The organism is Nocardia heshunensis, from assembly GCF_054782115.1.
On sequence record NZ_BAAGTC010000004.1, the window covers coordinates 277,641 to 296,491 of the forward strand.

Here is an 18,851-nt window from a genome sequence, read left to right on the forward strand (position 1 = left end):
AGTTGTGCTACAAGAGTTTTGGATCAGAAGTTCGGATCAGATATCGAGATCCTCGACGTGCGGGTTCTGGGCGTCGACGACGCGGGCGTAGAGGCGATCCGGGATCTTGCCCTTCATGTCCTCGAGCGAGTCGAAGACCTCGAGGTCGAAATCGCCCCAATCCTGTTCCCCCAGACCGAGGAAACGACGCCACTGGCGCCAATTGGTGTCGGTCGGAAACTCCGACCAGTTGGAGAAGTGGCTGTGCACCGCGTACGCGCCTTTGCGTGTGCGGTACACCCGGATGTCCTCGATGCGCTCGTTGGCCATCTGGTGCCAGTGCGTCAGCAGCTGGCCGGAGAAGCGGACCTGCCGCACCCCGTCCTTGCCGACCTTGAGGACCACCTCTTCGTAGCCCTGTAGACGGCCCTCCTCGAGCTCGATGAAGCGCCGCAGTGCCGTCACGATCGCGCCCGACAGATTGCCCCCCACCAGCTCCTGCGCGCGCTGAAACAGCTTGAGGTCGTCATCGGATACGTAAATCGTCTTGTTCGGCATGACCCAACTATACGTAGACGTATACATACATGGCAAGACTTGTCGCACTGTGACGTCTCGTGAACAGCGCTGATTGAACCGCTGACGACTCGCATTCGTATCCCGAGTGAGGCTACTAGGGCACCGGTGGAGATCACCGAAAGGAAGCGCCCATGCACAGCGGTACACGGGTCGTAGATCACCTGGTCAAGGCGGTGTCGACCCTGGGCGTCGGGCACATCTTCGGTGTCGGCGGAGCGAATATCGAAGACCTGTACGACGCTGCCTTCGAGCAGCGGGAGCTGATCACGGCGGTGGTCGCCAAGCACGAATTCGCCGCCGCGACCATGGCCGACGGGTACGCCCGCTCGACCGCCGGGCTCGGGGTGGTGTGCGCGACCTCCGGCGGCGGGGCGGTGAATCTGGTGGCCGGGCTCGCCGAGGCATTCGCTTCCCGGGTGCCGGTCTTGGCCTTGATCGGGCAGCCGCCGACGGTCTTGGAGGGCAAGGGCGCCTTTCAGGATTCGAGCGGGCAGGCCGGCGCCTTCGACGCGGTCGCGCTGTTCACGCCGATCTCGCACTACTGTGCGCGTGTCGAGGCCCCCGCCGACCTGCCCGCGCACCTCACCCACGCGGTGACCGCGGCGCGGCGCGGCGGACCCGCGGTGTTGTTGCTGCCCAAGGATATTCAGCAGGCCGACCTGGTCGCACCGGACTTCGTCCCGCCCTCGCGCGCCTACCGTCGCGAGATCGAGAACCTGTGGCGGGTAGTGCGCACCGTGCGTGCCGCCCGGGCCACCGGCAAGATCGTGATCATCGCCGGGGACCAGGTGGCCCGCGACGACGCCCGGGCCGAACTGACGCGCTTCGCCGCCGCCGTGGATGCCGCGGTGGGCGTGGCCCCGGACGCCAAAGACGTGTACCACCACGCCGATCCGGGATTCTGCGGCGTCTCGGGCAGCATGGGCAATCCCGAACTGCTCGACGCGCTGCGCGGCGCGGCGCTGTGCCTGCTGGTCGGCACCCGGATGCCGGTGACCGCCCGGGCCGGGATGGAGGACGCGCTGGCGGCGGTGCCGCTGGCGAGCATCGGCGCGCTGCCGCCCTTTCCGGCGGCCACCCACGCGCACAGCAATGACCTGGCCAAGACTCTCACCGAATTGATCGGCGAATTGACTTCCGGCAGTGGCGATCCCGATGCCCGGGTGATTCCGCTGCGGCCCCGCCCGCGCCCCGAACCCGCCCTGACCGCCCTGTCGGTGCCGCCGTCGGAGGGCCCGGGCCTGCGCTACCGGGAGGTGGTGGAGACCATCAACAGCGCGCTGCCGGAGGGTTCGGACGTGTTCGCCGACGCGGGCAATACCGGTGCGGCCGTGGTGCATCACCTGCGGCTACCGCGTGACGGCCGTTTCACGGTGGCGCTGGGTATGGGCGGGATGGGTTACGCGTTCGGGGCCGGGATCGGCTCCGCCTTCGCCCGCCACCGTCGCCCCGACGGCAGTCCGCGCCGCACCTATGTGATCGCGGGTGACGGTGCTTTCTTCATGCACGGCATGGAAATTCACACCGCCATCGAGCATCGCCTGCCGATCACTTTCGTGGTGTTCAACAACAACGCGCACGCCATGTGCATCACCCGCGAACAGCTGTACTACGGAGATCGCTACAGCTTCAACCGATTTCGTCCCGCGTATCCGGGCGCCGGGATGGCCGCCATGTTCCCGGATCTGTGCACCCATGCACCGGAGTCCCTCGCCGAGCTCGACGCCGCGCTGCGGCATTGCGCCGAGCAGCCGGGACCCGCCTTCGTCAGCATCGACTGCGACCCCGATGAAATTCCGCCGTTCACACCGTTCCTGACGCCCCCCACCAGGAGGTAACCCCGTGACCACCAGCGCCCTGCCCGCCCTGAGCGATATCCCCGACACCGCCGTACCCGGTCTGCTGCGGATCGAGAACTCCGATCGCGATGCCACCACCCCGATCATTCTCGACATGCTGCGATCGGTGTATCCGCACGACCAAATCTTCGGCGACTATTGCCCGGTCCAAGGCTATATCGACGCCCCGCCACGGGATCTCTACGAATACCTCGCCGACACCCGCAGCCTGGAGGAGTGGACCTACAGCCTGCGCGGGTTCACCGAGACCGAGGAGCCGGGTTTGTGGATCTCGCACGACCGGCTGGGGGACAACACCAATATCTACACCCGCACGGTCGCCAATCCCGATGCCATGACGGTGGATTACCACTGCGCCTGGGATCAGGGCGATCACCTGTGGATGATCTATCTGATGCGGGTGGTCGACGCCCAGGTGGTGTTCGACAAGCCGGGATCGGTTGTCCTGTGGACGAATTGCCACCACCCGTTCTACGACAAGAACCCCTACAAGGACACCGCGCCCGACAAGCGCAAGGTGTGGGTCGGCGACTTCTGGGAGATGTTCTCCGCCGGGCATCAATTGGAGCTCGACAACCTCAAAGCCATCGCCGAATACCGCGCCTCGCACGGCCTGCCCATCAAGCCCGACTGGATGCTGAGCCCGATCGAAGAGAAGTGAGTACCCAATGGATTTCACAGAACCCTCGTTGAGGACGCCGCCTGTCAGCCTGGTCGACGTGGCGGGCTACCTACCGGGTGAGCCCGTCGGCACCGAGTACTTCACCCAGTTCTCCCGCTCGGATCGCATGGCCAAGAACGTCATGTTCCGCGCGCCCAAGGGCCGCCACCACGTCGCCCGCGACGAGACTTCGGTGGACATGGTCGAGCGGGCGGTCGCCCCGCTCATCGATCGCCATGGGACACAGGAGCTCTCGAATATCGACGTACTGATCACCCACACCCAGCTGCCGGACAATCCGGTCCTCGGCATGGGGCCGGAGGTGGCACGGCGGCTGGATATGAAGCCGCGCTGGGTGTTCGACGTCAGCAATGGCGGCTGTGCGGCATTCATCCACGCCATGTGGATCGCCCGCATGGTGCTGCAGACCACCGACGCACGCACCGCGCTCATCGCCTGCGCCCAGAACTGCGCCGGGCCGGTGTTCACCCAGTCCGATATTCGCGGGCTCGCGCAGGCCCCGGTCCCCGGCGACGGCTGCGGGGTCGGGCTGCTGGTGAAGAACAATTCCGCGCCCATCCTCGACATCGAATGCCGCACCTATCCGGAATTCGCGGGGGACATGGAGTTCAGCACCAATGGCGACCGCAAGTACTGGGAGCCGGGCGAGGGCCAGGGCTGCGTGAGCTTCACCGAATCCAAGGTGGCCAAGGTGATGACGCGCGGCAACCGGCTGGTCCCGGAGGTGGCGCAGGCGGTGTGCCAGCGCATCGGGGTGAAGTCCCGCGATATCGACACCTTCGTCACCAATCAGCCCAACCGACTGTTCCTGCGCAACTGGAACGAGGCCCTGGAACTGCCGCCCGAACGGCATCCGGACACCTTCGACAGCTGTGGAAACCTGTTCGCCGCGGGCATTCCGGTCACCCTCGACGCCGAGAACCGGGCGGGGCGGCTGCGCAATGGATCGGTGGTGCTGCTGGCGGCGTTCGCGCACGCCGGGGACTTCGCGGGGGCGGCGGCCGTACGCTGGGGGGCCGCACGATGACCCGGCCCGGCTCGGGGGAGAACAGCCTTCCGGTACCGCACACGGCGACCCCGGTGCCCTGGCCGACCGGACTGCGCGGCAGCGAGCTGATCGAGGAGGGACGGGCGCTCGATCCGCACGGCGCGCGGACCATCCGCTACGACCTGAGCCTGAGCGAGAATCCGTTTCCGCCACTGCCTTCCGTGGTCGCGGCGCTGGACGACTGCCTGGGTAAGGCCAATCGGTATCCGGAGTTCCTGCCCAAACGGCTGCCGCGGCTGATCGCCGACCATCTCGGCGTCGACACCGAACAGGTGGTGGTGGGGTCCGGCGCGACCGGGGTGGCCATGCAGATCATGCAGACCCTCCCCCGGGTCGGGGCCGGATTCGTTTACAGCGCACCGACTTTCGACGGCTATCCGATCATGGCGAACATGATCGGGCTGCGGTCGGTGGCGGTGCCGCTGGACACCCACGGTCGCCAGGACCTGTGGGGGATGGCGCGCGCCGTAGACGAGCGCACCGGGCTGATCGCGGTGTGCCGCCCGCACAATCCGACCGGCACCGTGATCCCGGCCAGCGAGTTGAAGGCGTTCCTGTATTCGATTCCGCCGCACGTGCCGGTGCTGTTGGACGAGGCGTACGTCGAATTCCTGGGCGCGGCAGACACTCTCGACGATCTCGAGCTGATCAACCGGCATCCGAATGTGCTGGTGTTGCGCACCTTCTCCAAGGCCTACGGCCTGGCCGGGCTGCGCATCGGCTACGCCTTCGGCGCGCCGGAATTGGTGCGCAAGGTGCAACGGCTACAGCTGCCGTTCGGAGTCCCGGCCACGGCGGTGGCCGCGGTGCGCGCCTCCTACGCGGCGGAAGCCGAACTGGGCGAACGGATTCTGCGCATCACCACCGAACGCGAACTGCTGCGCACCGAACTGCGGCGCGGCGGGATCCGGGTGCCGCGCAGCAGCGCCAACTTCCTGTACCTGCCCGGCCGGGACATCGCACCCGCGCTGGCGCTGGCCGGGATCGTGGCCAAGCGCTATCCGGACGGCAGCGCCCGCATCGCGGTCGGGGATCCGGGTGCAGACCGAGCCGTACTGCACGCACTGGCCGCGCGGCCGTCGGCGGGCGGCCGCTCGCTGCGGCGGGAGGACAGCCGGTTGCTGTCGCTCACGGCGCGCTACGAGCCCAGCGTTGTGCGAGGGCGGCACAGGTGATCAGCTGAATCTGGTGGAACATCATGAGCGGCAGCACGATCAGGCCCACCGGGTGACCGGCGAACAGTACCGTCGCCATGGGCAGGCCCGTCGCCAAGCTCTTCTTGGAACCGCAGAACACCACCACGATGCGGTCGGCGCGATCGAATTTCACGGCCTCGCCGAGGAATCCGGTCGCGGCGATCACGATGGCCAGGATCGCGGCGCACACCAGGGCCAGCGACAGGATTCGCCACGGCGACATCGAATGCCAGATGCCCTCCACCATGCCCGCGCTGAACGCGCTGTAGACCACCAGCAGAATGGAGCCGCGGTCCACCAGCTTGGTCGGCTCGGCATAGCGGGACAGGAAGCCCTTCACCTTCGGGCGGATCAACTGGCCGATGAAGAACGGCACCAGCAGCTGCAGCACGATGTCCACCACCGCCGACGGATCGACCTTCGCCTGACCGGTGGTGTTCATCAACAGGATCACCAGCGCGGGAGTCAGGAAGACACCCAGCAGGTTCGACACGGTGGCGCTCACGATCGCGCCCGCCACATTGCCCTTGGCGATGGAGGTGAACGCGATCGAGGACTGCACCGTGGACGGCACCAGGCACAGGAACAGCACACCGGTGTAGAGGTCACTGGTGAGAATGTGCGGGACCAGTACGCGGGCGGCCAGACCGAGCAGCGGGAACATGATGAACGTGCAGGCCAGCACGGTGACATGCAAGCGCCAATGCTTGAGACCCGCGAGGGCTTCCTGTGGAGCCAGGCGGGTGCCGTAGAGCAGGAACAGCAAGCCGATGGCGATCTTCGTCAGCCAGCTCACGACGTCGGCGGCCTCACCCCGGGCCGGGAAGATGCTGGCCAGCACGACCATCGCCAGGATCCCCAGAATGAATCCGTCTATATAGAACTTGCTGAGGAATCGCACCGAAACAGGCTAATCAGTCAGATTTCTGGGGATAACTCGGGATAACACCGCACCTGTACGGCCGCGATACTGGTGGTGATCGACAGTTTCGACGACTCCCGAGGGGAATCGCCATGGTCCAGTGGACCGCCGCGGCCGCCGCCGCACCCGACACCTGGGGGATTTCGGGTCCCATCTTCATGCTCGGCTATGTGATCGCCGGTGTGCTGGCCGTGGTCGCCGGGTTCGCCCGGCGGGCCGCCGTGCTGCGCATGATCGATCCGGAGTGGCCGCCCGCCGCCGCGCTGCGGCCGACCGAGACCGCCATGCTCGTCGACGATCGGCGGCCGGTGCTGGCCGGACTCGCGCAATTGCGCGGTCATCAGATCATCGACTCCGCTGGTCGGCCGGTGCGCACGCCCACCGAAGCCGAACAGCGGCAATTGGATCCGGTGTCCGGCACGCTGTACGCCCACCTGTTCAGCGCGAAGCAGCCGCGCGTGTCCGACATGGTCGCCGCCACCGGCTCGGTGGTGGGCGGTCTACGCGAGCATCTGATCACCGGTGGCTACCTATTCGGCGGCAAGCAGCGGAAGGCGCTGTGGACAGCCCGGATTCCGCTGCTCGCGGTGCTGGTCCTGGGCTTCGCCCGGCTCTTCTCCTCGACCGGGCATCCGGTCGGCTTCCTCGTGTTCGCCATGATTGTGCTGGCCTTCTTCACCTGGCCGGTGGGGCGGCCGACCCGGCTGACCCGGCGCGGCCGCGAGGCCCTCCTCATCACCACCGCGAGCAACCGCCACCTGCGGCCCAACAATGCCCCGGCCTACTCCGCGTACGGTCCCGACAGCGCGGCCGTCGCCGTCGCACTGTTCGGCGGGATGGCACTGTGGACCCTCGATCCCGCGCTGGCCGGGGCCGCCGAGATCGCCGTCGGCGGCGTCGGAAGCGGCGGCAGCAGTTGCAGTTCCGGCTCCAGCTGCGGCAGCAGCGACAGCGGGGGCGGCGGTAGCAGTTGCGGGAGCAGCTGTGGCGGTGGTTGCGGCGGAGGCTGTGGCGGATGACCGGCTCCCCACTCCCGACCGCGGCGCTGGGCATCGGCTGGCGGCGCGAGATCTGCGGCATCGTCGCGGATCTCGACGGCATCGGATTCTGCGAGGTCATCGCGGAATCGCTGACGCGTGGCCGTCGGTCGACGATCACGGTGCCCGAGGAACTCGCGGCGCTGATCGATCGAGGCATACTCGCTGTGCCGCACGGTATTTCGCTCTCGCTGGGCGGTGCCGATCCGGTCGACGAGCAGCGCGTCACCCACCTCGCCGACTGCGCGCGGGCGCTGGGTGCGCCGCTGGCGAGCGAGCACATCGCCTTCGTACGGGCCGGTGGCCTGGAGGCCGGGCACCTGCTGCCGGTGCCGCGCACCCGCGAGGCGTTGGATGCCCTGGAACGCAATATCTTCCGGACCAGCCGTCAACTGGATGTGCCGCTGGCCGTGGAGAATATCGCGACCCTGTTCGACTGGCCCGACGCCGAATACACCGAAGCCGAGTTCCTCCAGGAGCTGGTCGAGCGCACCGGGGTGTACCTGCTGCTCGATATCGCGAATGTCTATGCCAATGCCCGCAATACGGGGCGCGATCCGCTCACCGAACTCTTGCGACTGCCCGCCGAACGGCTGGCGTACTGCCATATCGCAGGCGGCCACGAATCCGACGGCCGCTATATCGACACCCACACCGACGCCGTCCCCGCCGAGGTCTTGGCCCTGGTGGCGGAATTCGCGCCCGGGCGTCCGGTGCCCCTCATGCTCGAGCGCGACGGAAACTATCCGCCCGCAACCGAACTCGTCGCCGAATTGAACGCCATCGCCGCCGCGGCGGGCCGCCCGCCGATCACCGCGAGTTATCGGGGGATGACCGCTCGGGGATAACACCGCACGGGAGTCTGCGCGATACTGGTATCGAACGACAATCACGTCCCTCGGGGGTGGGAACATGATGGTTCTTCGAATCGTCGCGGCTCCGGCCGCAGCTGACACCTGGGGAATTTCGGGTCCGGATTTCCTCGGGATCTACCTGGCCATCCTCCTGGTGGCCGCCGCCGGGGGATTCGCCTGGCGCACCTATGTTCTCCGCTGGGGCAACGCGGCGCGCCCGTCCGCCGAGTCATTGTGGCCTCTCGAAATCGCCATGCTGGCCGACGACCGGCGGCCGGTCCTGGCCGGCCTGGCGCAACTGCGCGCGGGCGAGCTGATCAGCTCCGTGGGCGTTCCGCTGCGGGAACCGGACCAGGCCGAGCAGTGGAGTCTCGATCCGATCTCCAGGGCGTTGCACACCCGGCTGGGTGAAGATCCGCAGGGCCAGACCCCCGCGTTGCTGGTCGCTGTCCGTCCGGAAACCGATGCTCTCCGCGGCGATCTGGAGGCACGCGGTTATCTGATGGACGACAGTCAGAAGAGCGCTCTGCTGGTTGGTGCGCTCCCGCTCCTCGCGGTGATCGTGCTCGGCGTGGTTCGCGTGATCGCCGGTCTGCTCGCCCATCATCCCGTCGCCTGGCTGGAGGGCCTCGTCGTCGTCGCGGGCGTGCTCACCTGGGCGATCGGGCGCGAGGTCCGCCTGACCCACCGTGGCCGCGTCGCGTTCGCGGCGGCCCGGAAGGCCAATCGGCATCTGCGCCCGGCCAATTCGCCCGCCTTCTCCGCGTACGGGCCCGAGAGCGCCGCGCTCGCCGTCGCGCTCTACGGCGGGGTGCTGCTGGTCTCCCTGGACCCGGCGCTCGCCCGGGCCGCCGAGCTGCTGACCGGCGGGGCCATCCTCGCCGACGGCTGGGGCGGCTCGATCAGCGGTGGTCGCATCAGCAGTTGCGGCGGTGGCGGCGGTGGCGGATGTGGTGGCGGCGGGGGAGGCTGTGGCGGATGAACGACTCACTCGCGCAACGGCAGGCGGAGCTGGTGCGGGCGCTGGTGGCCGGGGCCGCCGCACCCGCGGGCTTCGACGCGGGTGATCTCGCCGCGACCACGCACGGACTGCTGCACAAACGCGCGGAGGAGGTGCGGCGGCGCTTCCCGCTGCTGGCGCACGCGGTCGGGTCGGATTTCGTGGCCCGCTATGTGGAGTGGGCGCGCACCCGGCCGAAGACCAGTACTCCCGAGGACGCCGCCGCCTTCGCCCGCGCACTGGGTCTCCCGGATCCGCGCCCGGCCGGGCGCGCCCGGCTGCGCTGGCCCACCCGCCGCGGGTGAGCCTGGTCACTCGGGCATGCTGGTCCCATGATCGAGGTCGTCACCGTCAGCACCGAACAGGAACGAGCCGACGTCTATGCCGTGCGCATGACGGTGTTCGTGGATGAGCAGGGCGTACCCGCGGACATCGAGATCGATGAGCTCGACGAGATCGCCGATCATTTCCTGGGCCGGCTGGACGGCGCGCCCGCCGGCGCCGGGCGCATGGTCGTCCGCGACGGCATAGGTGTGCTCGGCCGCTTGGCCGTATTGAAGGAGACGCGCGGCACCGGGCTGGGCGTCGCGCTGGTACGGGCCATCGAGGAGCGGGCGCGCGAGCGCGGACTGGACGCGGTCGAACTGCATTCGCAGACGCAGGCCCGCGGCTTCTACGAGAAGCTGGGCTACGAAGCGTACGGCGAGATCGGCATGGACGCGGGCATCCCGCACATCTGGATGCGCCGCACGCTCAGCTGATCAGGCGGGTTCGCAGGCGTCGCGCAGCGAGCAGGATCCGCACGCGCTGCCGCAACCGCCGACCTTCTCCTCCGGGAAGGACACGGCCAGGGCCTTTTCGGCCGCCGCCACCCCCGCACCCAGGGTGAACACCGAGATCACCACGGCCACCGCCGTCACGATCAGCGCGGGCACCCCGCCCGCCACGATCGCCACCGCACCGCTGGCCGCAAGCAGCAGCCCGGCCACGATGGAGGTCGGCGCGGCGACCTTGTTGGCCAGCTTGAAAGACTCCTCGGTTTTCACCGCGGCCTCGGAGTGCACCCCGAAATACCGGTTGCCCGGCAGGGTCCCGGTAAGTCCGAGCACGCCGGTGACCACGGCCACAGCCGCGAGGACAAAGAGGATCAGCGCCACGACGAACACCGGGTAAACGGTACGCCTACCCTTTTTGGGCCTGGGGTAGGGCACGTTTTACGCTGGTGGGCGACCTTAACGGGGATCGGCTCGAACTAAAGAAGGCAGGACCGTGCAGGACACCCGTGTATCCGAGACACCCACCGCGAGCGCGGGTGGGGGCGGCGACGTTCCCGCACACCGCTACAGCGCCGACCTCGCGGGCCGCATCGAACGCAAGTGGCAGGACAACTGGCAGGAGCGTGGCTCGTTCTACGCGCCCAATCCGGTCGGCCCGCTGCAGGGCGACATCCCGGCGGACAAGCTGTTCATCCAGGACATGTTCCCGTATCCCTCGGGCGCGGGCCTGCATGTCGGCCACCCGCTGGGCTACATCGCCACCGACGTGTTCGCCCGCTTCCACCGCATGCGCGGCCGGAATGTGCTGCACGCCCTGGGCTATGACGCCTTCGGCCTGCCCGCCGAGCAGTACGCGGTGCAGACCGGCGCGCACCCGCGCGACACCACCACGTCGAACATGGCGAACATGCAGCGACAGCTGGACCGGCTGGGCCTGGGCCACGACCGCCGCCGCACCTTCGCCACCACCGATCCCGAGTACTACCGCTGGACGCAGTGGATCTTCCTGCGCATCTACAACGCCTGGTTCGACGAGGGCCTGGGCAAGGCGCGCCCGATCGACGAGCTGATCACCGAATTCGAGGTCGGCAAGCGCAATCCCGTCGAGGGCCGCTCCTGGGCCGAGCGCACCCCGGCCGAGCGCAGCGCGCTGATCGACTCCTATCGCCTGGTCTACCAGACGGATTCGATGGTCAACTGGTGCCCGGGCCTGGGCACCGTGCTGTCCAACGAGGAGGTCACCGCCGACGGCCGCTCCGAGCGCGGCAACTTCCCGGTGTTCCGTAAGCGCCTGTGGCAGTGGATGATGCGCATCACCGCCTACTCCGATCGCCTGGTCGACGACCTGGACGAGCTGGACTGGCCGGACAATGTGAAGTCCATGCAGCGCAACTGGATCGGGCGCTCGCGCGGCGCGCAGGTCAAGTTCGAGGCGGGCTCCGACATCATCGAGGTGTTCACCACCCGGCCCGACACCCTGTTCGGCGCCACCTACGTGGTGCTGGCCCCCGAGCACGAGCTGGTCGACCGGCTGACCGGTGCGTCCTGGCCGTCGGGCACCGACGCGCGCTGGACCTTCGGCGGCGCGGACTCGCCCGCGGAAGCCGTTGCGGCCTACCGCAAGTCGATTGCCGCCAAGTCGGATCTGGAGCGGCAGGAGAACAAGGAGAAGACCGGCGTCTTCCTGGGCACCTACGCCACCAACCCGGTCAACGGGGCGCGCGTGCCGATCTTCATCGCCGACTACGTGCTGAGCGGCTACGGCACCGGCGCGATCATGGCCGTCCCCGGCCACGACGCCCGGGACTGGGAGTTCGCCTCCGGCTTCGGCCTGCCCATCGTGGAAGTCGTTGCGGGCGGCGACGTCTCACAGGCCGTGTACTCCGGTGACGGACCGATGGTGAACTCCGGTTACCTGGACGGCCTGGACATCGACACCGCCAAGGCCCGGGTGATCGCCCAGCTGGAGACCGACGGCCACGGCCGCGGCACCGTCCAGTACAAGCTGCGCGACTGGCTGTTCGCGCGGCAGCGCTACTGGGGCGAGCCGTTCCCCATCGTCTACGACGAGGACGGCGCACCCCACGCGCTGCCGGAATCCATGCTGCCCGTGCGGCTGCCGGAGATCGACGACTTCGCCCCGGTCACCTTCGACCCGGACGACGCCGACTCCGAGCCGTCCCCGCCGCTGGCCAAGGCCACCGACTGGGTGAACGTGGAACTGGATCTGGGCGACGGCCCCCGGATGTACCGCCGCGACACCAATGTCATGCCCAACTGGGCGGGCAGCTCCTGGTACCAGCTGCGCTACACGGACCCGACCAACGACAAGGTCTTCTGCGCGCCCGAGAACGAGCAGTACTGGCTGGGCCCGCGCCCGGCCGAGCACGGCCCGAAGGATCCGGGCGGCGTGGACCTGTACGTCGGCGGCGTGGAGCACGCGGTGCTGCACCTGCTGTACGCGCGGTTCTGGCAGAAGGTGCTGTTCGATCTGGGTGAGGTGTCCGGCTCCGAGCCGTACCGCCGCCTGTTCAACCAGGGCTACATCCAGGCCTTCGCCTACACCGACTCGCGTGGCGCGTACGTGCCCGCCGCCGAGATCGTGGAGCGGGACGGAAAGTTCTTCTGGACCAATGCTTCCGGTGTCGAGGAGGAGGTGTTCCAGGAGTACGGCAAGATCGGCAAGTCGCTGAAGAACGCCATCTCCCCCGACGAGATGTGCGATCTGTACGGCGCGGACACCTTCCGCTTCTACGAGATGTCGATGGGCCCGCTGGACACCTCGCGCCCCTGGGCCACCAAGGATGTCGTCGGCGCACACCGCTTCCTGCAGCGGGTGTGGCGACTGGTGGTGGACGAGGAGTCCGGCGCGATCAAGGTCACCGACGCCGAACCGTCGGCCGACGCACTGCGCCTGCTGCACAAGACGATTGCCGGTGTCGACGACGACTTCGCCAACCTGCGCGACAACACCGCGGGCGCGAAGCTGATCGAGCTGACCAACTACCTGACCAAGAACTACGGCGACGGTGCGCCGCGGGTCCTGGTCGAGCCGCTGGTCCTGATGCTGGCCCCGATGTCCCCGCACGTGGCCGAGGAACTGTGGGAACGCCTGGGGCACACCACCGCCCTGGCGCACGGTCCCTTCCCGATCGCGGATCCGGCACTGCTGGTGGCGGATTCGGTCGAGTACCCGATCCAGGTCAACGGCAAGGTCCGCAGCCGCATCAGCGTCCCCGCCGACGCCGACCAGGCCGCGGTCGAGGCCGCCGCCCTGGCGGACGAGAAGATCGCGGAACTGCTGGGCGGCAAGCCGCCTCGTAAGATCATCGTGGTCCCGGGTCGGCTGGTGAACATCGTCGCCTGACAGCGAACGAATTCGGCCCGGTGCGCATTGCGCACCGGGCCGTTTTCAGTTGTGCGTCAGCACTTTTCCCAGTAGCCGGGGCTGGTTTCCTTGATGGTGCTGGTGACGAAGGTGTTCCACAGGCCCAGGTTCTGGTTGGAACCGTTGGCGTAGGTGGTGCCCATCGTCTGGTGGGCGCGGCCGGCCTGGACGTGTGCGTAGTTGCTGGCCGTCACGCAGGTGGGTGCCGGTGTGGTGGTAGGCGGAGTCGTCGTGGTCGACGGCGGTGTCGTGGTGGGCGGCACGGTGGTCGGGGTGGTCGGGGGCGTGGTGGTGGGCGGTGTAGTCGTAGGCGGCGGGGTCGCGCCACCCGTGAGTTTGTGGACCATGGCCATGATGGCCTCGATCTGCTTGCCGCCGTGCCAGGCGTAGTTGGCATCGCCCTCGTAGCCGTACCAGTTCCAGCAGCCGTTGGGATTGGTGTTGGCGTTGTCCACCACGGCCTGTGGATAGAGCACGATCATGTTGTTGGTGTCGGCGTATTCGTTGAGGTTGGCGTCCTTCATGAAGGCGTCGCCGAGGGATTGGTAGTCGTAGCCCTGTTTGCAACCGTGCAGGGCGACCATCAACCGGCAGCTGGTTCCGCCCGCGCAGGATTGCGGGATGTAGGCGAATCCCTTGTCGTCCATGCTGATCGCGCTGGCGCTGCCGCCGGGGGCGTAGGCGTTCTGATCGAACTGGATGAGCTTGCCGTTCAGGGTCGAGACGGGGGCGCTCACGCTGCCGAAGAGCTTGGTGAGCATCTCCTTCTCGGGATCGTTGTTGCAGTTGTTGACGAACGGGGATGCCGTGTCCGAGCAGTTCACCGGCCCCAGCGGACTGACCCAGGCGTGCCCGGCCGCACTGGACTTGTTGTAGGTGACGTTCGCGCCGAAATCCGTGTAGTACGTGGCGAGATCGTCGTTGACGGCCTGCAGCACGGTGTTGTCGTTGGTGCCGTGATACAGGTACACCGGGGAGCCGGACAGGCCGGAGACCGGATCCACCTTGCCCTGGTTCGCCAGATCCTTGGTGGCCGACTCCAATTGGGCGGGAGTCTGGCGGCCTGATGTGTTCTGCATGCAGGAGTTCTGCGCCCGGACCGCGTAGTCGAAGTCCCCGGCGCAGCGGTAGGGGCCGGCGGTGAAGATGCCCGCGCCCTCGAACACGCTGGAATAGGCGACGTGCAGCTGGTTGGCCATATAGCCACCGGAGGAGACGCCCGAGACGTAGGTGCCGCTGATGTTGTAGCCCTGCAGCGTGCCCGGCGTGGGGCTGGGGACAGCGGCGGTCACCATGCTGGCGGTGATCGCGGCCAGCCCGAGACCGATGGCCGTGACGGACAGGATGTTTCGTAACTTCATGCGGCCCTACTTCGCCGGAGTGAACGGCTGATTGATGGTGGTGAAGTACTGGATGGCGGAGGCGATGGCGACGGGCGCGGTCACGAAGACCTGGCCGGCGATGGTGCCCAGGAAGCCGACCGTGGAGGCGCCGATGAGGCAGCCCGCGACCGGACCGACACCGAACATCGTGGCCAAAGGCGCTGTGGCCGCGGCGAATACGACTCCACCGATCACGCACCCGAGTGCCGCGCCGCCCAGGCCGCCGACCAGCGTTCCGACGGTCGCGCCCATGCTCACGGTGTCGCGCAGGCGGTTCCACGCGGCCTGCTCACGGTCGTACTGGGTCTTCCAAGGGGCCTGATCCTCGTACGGCAGCGCGACCGGCTTGTAGACCGCGTGCGACTCGTCGAACTGCGGCGTCAAGGTGGCGGTGCGGTCCGCGACCTCGGCCGCGATCGGGAACTCGAAGTCATCGACCCGGAACGTCAATGGCGTTCCCGCGACGGTGGTTCCATCGGCGGCCTTGATCTTCAGCGCGCCGTCGTCCACCACCAACGAGCCCGCGTCGGTGCGAATGACCGAGCCGGTCGCCGTGGCCTGGTTGGTGTAATTGATGACGCCGCTGTCGGTTCCGGCCGGTGCCGCGTCGGCGGGTCCGGTGGCAACCCCGGCGGTGGCGGCGAGCAGCAGGGCCACCGTCGTGAACTTCCTCATCTGTACTTCTTTCTCTCAGTTGCCCAGCGGGCACGCATTGGCCGGATCCGTACCGGCCGGGCGGGACAGCGTCGTATCCGCGGGCGGCGATTGCCCTGCGGTCGTACAGGATTCGAGTGCGGTGAAGGCGCTGCGGAAGCACGGCAGCATGGGCCGCAGCAGGTTGGGGTAGGTGTCGTAGAGGCCGTCGACGTGATTGCCGCCCTCGACGCGGTAGTACCGGTGCAGGTCGGCGCGGCCCTGGTCGCGGATCATGGCGGCGTACACATCGGAGTCGTGTGAAATGGGCAGAAGAGTGTCCAAGGTGCCGTGAACGGTGATGAGCGGCTTGTGAATCCGGCCGGAGAGCGCGATCCGCGCGACGGCGTCGTGAACCGATTGCGGGCGGGCCGGATAGTCGTATTCGGCGTCGGCACCCGTGTACGAGGGATCGAATTCTTGCCTGTAGATGCGCTGGGTCAGCTCCCAGTACGTCTTGTCGTGGTACTCCCACAGCGGCTGGGATTCGGCCGCGAAGCCCGCAGCCACGATGGCATCGCGGGCGGCCGGATCCGATTGTGAGTTCGGGTAATTCGCGATGGCAGGCGGAAGGGAGGTGAGCGGGTTATCCACATCCGTCCACAGGGTGCCCTCCCAGTCGACACCGCCGTCATAGAGCCACGGCGCGTTCTCCAGTTGCCAGCGCACCAGATAGCCGCCGTTGGACAGTCCGGCCATGAGGGTGTGGGCGGCGGGCCGCCCGTAGCGTTGCGCGACCGTGGCCTGCGCCGCGACGGTCAATTGCGTGACGCGACTGTTCCATTCGGCCATCGCGTCACCGGGTGCGGCGTCGTCGCGGAAGAAGTCCGAGCCGGTATTGCCCTTGTCGGTGGCGGCGAAGGCATACCCCTGCGCCAGCACCCAGTCGGAGATGACGAAGTCGTTGGCGTACTGCCGCCGATTGCCCGGCGACCCGCTGACCACCAGTCCCCCGTTCCAGTGCTCGGGCAGCCGAATCACGAACTGGCTGTCGTGATTCCAGCCGTGATTGGTGTTGGTGGTGGAGTTGTCGGGGAAGTAGCCGTCGATCTGCATGCCGGGTACGCCGCTGGGATTGCGGGCACCGGCCGGGTGCAGTCCCGCCCAGTCGGCGGGCACGGTGTGCCCGGAGTCGACGGTGCCCGCGGTGGTCAGATCGTCGAGGCAGTCCGCGATCTGCAACTGTGCGCCGAGCACCAGGGGCGCCGCACAGTTCGCGGCCCGTGCCACGGGCTGCTCCCCGGCGGCCACGGTTCCGGCGACTACGACCGCGGCCGTCGCAATGGCGGTGTGCGCGACGAGTCGGCGAATCGCGCCCCGGCGGTGTGCTTGCGGCATCGGGCTCCCTCTCGAACGGCGGTGATATCCAGTGAAATGCCGGAAAGTCTGTTCACCAGCCACGACCGCGGCCAGGTGGGCGTCACCCACATTTCCGGGTGCGAATGTGTCGGAGGTCACCTCATGTGGCCAACAGAGATAGGCCGGGTCATCACTATGTGGAACGCCCACACGACATTCCCGCCCGCGCGATCGCGAAGTGCGCCACAATGTCACGCCATGACCAGCGAGATCTTCCTGGAGTTGCTCGAACGGGAAGCTCCCGCCGTCGAATTCGAGGCCCCCGTGCTGCAGGCGCGCGCCGCGGGCGCCCCCGCCGCCGAGGTGGCCGCGCTAGAGACAGCGAAAATGTCCGCGCTGCGGGTCCGCGCACTGTTGGAACGGCGGACCCGCCGGGAAGCCGAGTTGGCGGCCCTGTTCGACACCGCCAGCGATCTCGCGGGCCTGCGCGATGTGGACGCAGTGCTGCGCGCCATCGTGCATCGCGCGCGTCGGCTGCTGCGCTCGGACATCGCCTACATGACCCTGCCGGACCAGGAGAGCGGTGACACCTACATGCGCGTCACCGACGGTTCCGGATCACCGGAGTTCCGCGCCTGCCGCCTGCCCATGGGCGCGGGCCTGGGCGGACTGGTGCAGCAGACCGGCATGCCGTACTGCACCCCGGACTACTTCGCCGACCAGCGTTTCCACCACACCTCCGGCATCGACGGCGCGGTGCGCGACGAGGGCATCGTGGCGATCCTGGGGGTGCCGATGAAGCTGGGCGAGCAGGTGATCGGGGTGCTGTTCGCCTCGCACCGCGATGCCCGCCCCTACTCGCCGGAGGAGATCGCGCTGCTGTCCTCGCTGGCGGCGCACGCCACCATCGCCCTGGACTCGGCCCGCCTGCTCACCGAAACCCGCACGGCCCTGGCCGAATTGAGCGCGGCCAACGAGGCCATGCACGCCCACTACAACACCGTCGAACGTGCGGCACAGGCCCACGATCGGATGACCGACGTGGTGGTGCGCGGCGGTGGCGTGGAGGATGTCGCCGCGGTGGCCGCCGACATTCTCGGCGGCGCGCTACTGGTCCTGGACGCCGACGGCCGCCGTGTCGGCCTGGTCGACGCACCCGACGGTCGGCCACACGAGCAACTCGACGAGGACCGGCTGCTGGGTGAAATCTCCACCACCGCCGCGCAACTCGGGCGCACCGCGCAACTGAAGGAGCTCTGGGCCGCGCCCGGCGGGGCGGGCAGTGATCCGCTGTGCACGCTGGTGCTGCATCACCCCGACCCGCTCTCGGTCTCCGATCAGCGCATTCTGGAGCGCGCGGCGCTGGTCACCGCCTTGCTGCTGTTGTTCCGCCGCAGCATCGCCGAGGCCGAGGGCCGGGTGCGCGGGGAACTGCTCGACGATCTGCTGGCCGGTCGGGTCGCCGACCGCGAGACGCTGGAGAACCGCGCGGCGCTGCTCGGCATCAATCTCGGCCGACCCCATGTGCTGGTGGTGGTCGATCACGGCGATCATCGCCGAATGGCCACCTGGACAACCGGTTACGGCATGTCCCATCACGGGCTGGCGGCCACCCGGGGCGAGCACACCGTCCTGCTGCTGCCCGGCGACGACCCCGCCGCCACCGCCGACCAGATCGGCCGCGAACTCGCCGCGGCGCTCGGAGCCCGCGCCACCATCGCGGGCGCGGGACCGGTGGGCCTCCCGTCCGGCGCCGAGTCCGCCTACCGCGAAGCGGTGCGCTGCGTGCGGGTGCTGCACGCGCTGGGCCGCACCGGATCCGCCTGCAGCGCCGCCAATCTGGGCTTCGTCGGCCTGCTGATCAGTGGCGACGCCGACGCCCCCGGCTTCCTCGACGGTGCGCTGGGGCCGGTTGTCGACTACGACCGGCGTCGCCGCACCGAACTCATCCACACGCTGGAAGCCTATTTCGCCAGCGGGTGCAGCCTCAGTGCCAGCGCCAAACAGCTACATGTGCACGTGAATACGGTGACCCAACGCCTCGAGCGCATCACCGGCCTGCTCGGCGAGGGCTGGCAGCATCCCGATCGCGCACTGGAGATCCAGCTCGCCCTGCGCCTGCACCGCCTGCGCGAAGCCGCCGTCTTCACCGGATGA

Annotated in this window: 17 protein-coding genes; 11 read left to right on the plus strand and 6 right to left on the minus strand. The window is 68.2% G+C overall.

All coding sequences use genetic code 11. The features are described from left to right. Window positions 1-36: 36 nt before the first annotated feature. Window positions 37-537 carry an EXLDI protein gene (locus tag ACYVN4_RS13890; RefSeq protein WP_460721022.1) on the minus strand — a complete coding sequence of 167 codons (501 nt, stop codon included), beginning with the start codon at window positions 535-537 and terminating at the stop codon, window positions 37-39. Window positions 538-689: 152 nt separating this feature from the next. On the opposite strand from ACYVN4_RS13890, the gene ACYVN4_RS13895 reads away from it, so the two are divergent. Genes ACYVN4_RS13895 through ACYVN4_RS13910 form a run of 4 tightly spaced genes read left to right on the plus strand, consistent with a single transcriptional unit; the run spans window position 690 to window position 5,322 of the window. Then, entirely contained in the window at window positions 690-2,396 is a 1,707-nt protein-coding gene (locus tag ACYVN4_RS13895) for a thiamine pyrophosphate-binding protein (protein ID WP_460721024.1), read from the plus strand. Between the two features lie 4 nt (window positions 2,397-2,400). Continuing rightward, the gene (locus ACYVN4_RS13900) at window positions 2,401-3,078 is read left to right on the plus strand and encodes an SRPBCC family protein (RefSeq protein WP_460721026.1); all 678 of its coding nucleotides are present in this window, start codon (window positions 2,401-2,403) and stop codon (window positions 3,076-3,078) included. A 7-nt stretch (window positions 3,079-3,085) separates the two neighbouring features. Beyond that, entirely contained in the window at window positions 3,086-4,126 is a 1,041-nt protein-coding gene (locus tag ACYVN4_RS13905; protein ID WP_460721028.1) for a 3-oxoacyl-ACP synthase III family protein, read from the plus strand. After that, complete coding sequence (locus ACYVN4_RS13910) at window positions 4,123-5,322, plus strand: aminotransferase class I/II-fold pyridoxal phosphate-dependent enzyme (protein WP_460721030.1); 1,200 nt, start codon at window positions 4,123-4,125, stop codon at window positions 5,320-5,322. Before ACYVN4_RS13905 ends, ACYVN4_RS13910 begins: the two co-directional genes overlap by 4 nt. Here ACYVN4_RS13910 and ACYVN4_RS13915 read toward each other — a convergent pair. Further along, a complete protein-coding gene (locus tag ACYVN4_RS13915) occupies window positions 5,276-6,244 on the minus strand; it encodes a bile acid:sodium symporter family protein (protein ID WP_379358802.1) in 969 nt (322 codons plus the stop codon). The two genes, ACYVN4_RS13910 and ACYVN4_RS13915, sit on opposite strands and share 47 nt — an antisense overlap. 113 nt (window positions 6,245-6,357) lie before the next feature. On the opposite strand from ACYVN4_RS13915, the gene ACYVN4_RS13920 reads away from it, so the two are divergent. From ACYVN4_RS13920 to ACYVN4_RS13940, 5 genes are all read left to right on the plus strand, one after another. Beyond that, a complete protein-coding gene (locus tag ACYVN4_RS13920; RefSeq protein WP_460721032.1) occupies window positions 6,358-7,284 on the plus strand; it encodes a TIGR04222 domain-containing membrane protein in 927 nt (308 codons plus the stop codon). Beyond that, the gene (locus ACYVN4_RS13925; RefSeq protein ID WP_460721034.1) at window positions 7,281-8,150 is read left to right on the plus strand and encodes an MbnB/TglH/ChrH family RiPP precursor modification enzyme; all 870 of its coding nucleotides are present in this window, start codon (window positions 7,281-7,283) and stop codon (window positions 8,148-8,150) included. The genes ACYVN4_RS13920 and ACYVN4_RS13925 overlap by 4 nt, the downstream gene beginning before the upstream one ends. Before the next feature lie 64 nt (window positions 8,151-8,214). Then, on the plus strand, window positions 8,215-9,138 hold the full coding sequence (locus tag ACYVN4_RS13930) for a TIGR04222 domain-containing membrane protein (protein ID WP_460721037.1): 924 nt from the start codon (window positions 8,215-8,217) through the stop codon (window positions 9,136-9,138). Next, a complete protein-coding gene (locus ACYVN4_RS13935; RefSeq protein ID WP_460721039.1) occupies window positions 9,135-9,461 on the plus strand; it encodes a hypothetical protein in 327 nt (108 codons plus the stop codon). Before ACYVN4_RS13930 ends, ACYVN4_RS13935 begins: the two co-directional genes overlap by 4 nt. A gap of 27 nt (window positions 9,462-9,488) precedes the next feature. Continuing rightward, on the plus strand, window positions 9,489-9,917 hold the full coding sequence (locus tag ACYVN4_RS13940; RefSeq protein WP_460721041.1) for a GNAT family N-acetyltransferase: 429 nt from the start codon (window positions 9,489-9,491) through the stop codon (window positions 9,915-9,917). Here the strand turns inward: ACYVN4_RS13940 and ACYVN4_RS13945 are convergent, their stop codons facing one another. Then, window positions 9,918-10,322, minus strand: a complete 405-nt coding sequence (locus ACYVN4_RS13945) for an SdpI family protein (protein ID WP_460721043.1) — start codon at window positions 10,320-10,322, stop codon at window positions 9,918-9,920. A gap of 103 nt (window positions 10,323-10,425) precedes the next feature. Between ACYVN4_RS13945 and leuS the strand changes: the two genes are divergently transcribed. Then, window positions 10,426-13,299 (plus strand): leucine--tRNA ligase, encoded by a 2,874-nt coding sequence (leuS, locus tag ACYVN4_RS13950; protein WP_460721045.1) that lies wholly within the window; start codon window positions 10,426-10,428, stop codon window positions 13,297-13,299. A gap of 56 nt (window positions 13,300-13,355) precedes the next feature. Here the strand turns inward: leuS and ACYVN4_RS13955 are convergent, their stop codons facing one another. Genes ACYVN4_RS13955 through ACYVN4_RS13965 form a run of 3 tightly spaced genes read right to left on the minus strand, consistent with a single transcriptional unit; the run spans window position 13,356 to window position 16,733 of the window. Continuing rightward, window positions 13,356-14,681, minus strand: coding sequence for an extracellular catalytic domain type 2 short-chain-length polyhydroxyalkanoate depolymerase (locus ACYVN4_RS13955; protein WP_460721047.1), 1,326 nt, complete (start codon window positions 14,679-14,681; stop codon window positions 13,356-13,358). A gap of 6 nt (window positions 14,682-14,687) precedes the next feature. Beyond that, window positions 14,688-15,377, minus strand: coding sequence for a hypothetical protein (locus ACYVN4_RS13960; protein WP_460721049.1), 690 nt, complete (start codon window positions 15,375-15,377; stop codon window positions 14,688-14,690). 15 nt (window positions 15,378-15,392) lie between these two features. Next, window positions 15,393-16,733 (minus strand): 3-hydroxybutyrate oligomer hydrolase family protein, encoded by a 1,341-nt coding sequence (locus ACYVN4_RS13965; RefSeq protein WP_460721051.1) that lies wholly within the window; start codon window positions 16,731-16,733, stop codon window positions 15,393-15,395. Between the two features lie 219 nt (window positions 16,734-16,952). Here ACYVN4_RS13965 and ACYVN4_RS13970 point away from each other — a divergent pair, with 219 nt between their 5' ends. Next, on the plus strand, window positions 16,953-18,851 hold the full coding sequence (locus ACYVN4_RS13970) for a helix-turn-helix domain-containing protein (RefSeq protein ID WP_460721053.1): 1,899 nt from the start codon (window positions 16,953-16,955) through the stop codon (window positions 18,849-18,851).

Excerpts from the sequence above, each read along its gene's own strand:
- ACYVN4_RS13960 (WP_460721049.1), bottom strand. The coding sequence starts at position 15,377 with ATGAGGAAGTTCACGACGGTGGCCCTGCTGCTCGCCGCCACCGCCGGG.
- ACYVN4_RS13905 (WP_460721028.1), top strand. The coding sequence starts at position 3,086 with ATGGATTTCACAGAACCCTCGTTGAGGACGCCGCCTGTCAGCCTGGTC.
- ACYVN4_RS13965 (WP_460721051.1), bottom strand. The coding sequence starts at position 16,733 with ATGCCGCAAGCACACCGCCGGGGCGCGATTCGCCGACTCGTCGCGCAC.
- ACYVN4_RS13930 (WP_460721037.1), top strand. The coding sequence starts at position 8,215 with ATGATGGTTCTTCGAATCGTCGCGGCTCCGGCCGCAGCTGACACCTGG.
- ACYVN4_RS13935 (WP_460721039.1), top strand. The coding sequence starts at position 9,135 with ATGAACGACTCACTCGCGCAACGGCAGGCGGAGCTGGTGCGGGCGCTG.
- ACYVN4_RS13940 (WP_460721041.1), top strand. The coding sequence starts at position 9,489 with ATGATCGAGGTCGTCACCGTCAGCACCGAACAGGAACGAGCCGACGTC.
- ACYVN4_RS13890 (WP_460721022.1), bottom strand. The coding sequence starts at position 537 with ATGCCGAACAAGACGATTTACGTATCCGATGACGACCTCAAGCTGTTT.
- ACYVN4_RS13895 (WP_460721024.1), top strand. The coding sequence starts at position 690 with ATGCACAGCGGTACACGGGTCGTAGATCACCTGGTCAAGGCGGTGTCG.
- ACYVN4_RS13955 (WP_460721047.1), bottom strand. The coding sequence starts at position 14,681 with ATGAAGTTACGAAACATCCTGTCCGTCACGGCCATCGGTCTCGGGCTG.
- ACYVN4_RS13910 (WP_460721030.1), top strand. The coding sequence starts at position 4,123 with ATGACCCGGCCCGGCTCGGGGGAGAACAGCCTTCCGGTACCGCACACG.
- ACYVN4_RS13970 (WP_460721053.1), top strand. The coding sequence starts at position 16,953 with ATGACCAGCGAGATCTTCCTGGAGTTGCTCGAACGGGAAGCTCCCGCC.
- ACYVN4_RS13920 (WP_460721032.1), top strand. The coding sequence starts at position 6,358 with ATGGTCCAGTGGACCGCCGCGGCCGCCGCCGCACCCGACACCTGGGGG.
- ACYVN4_RS13925 (WP_460721034.1), top strand. The coding sequence starts at position 7,281 with ATGACCGGCTCCCCACTCCCGACCGCGGCGCTGGGCATCGGCTGGCGG.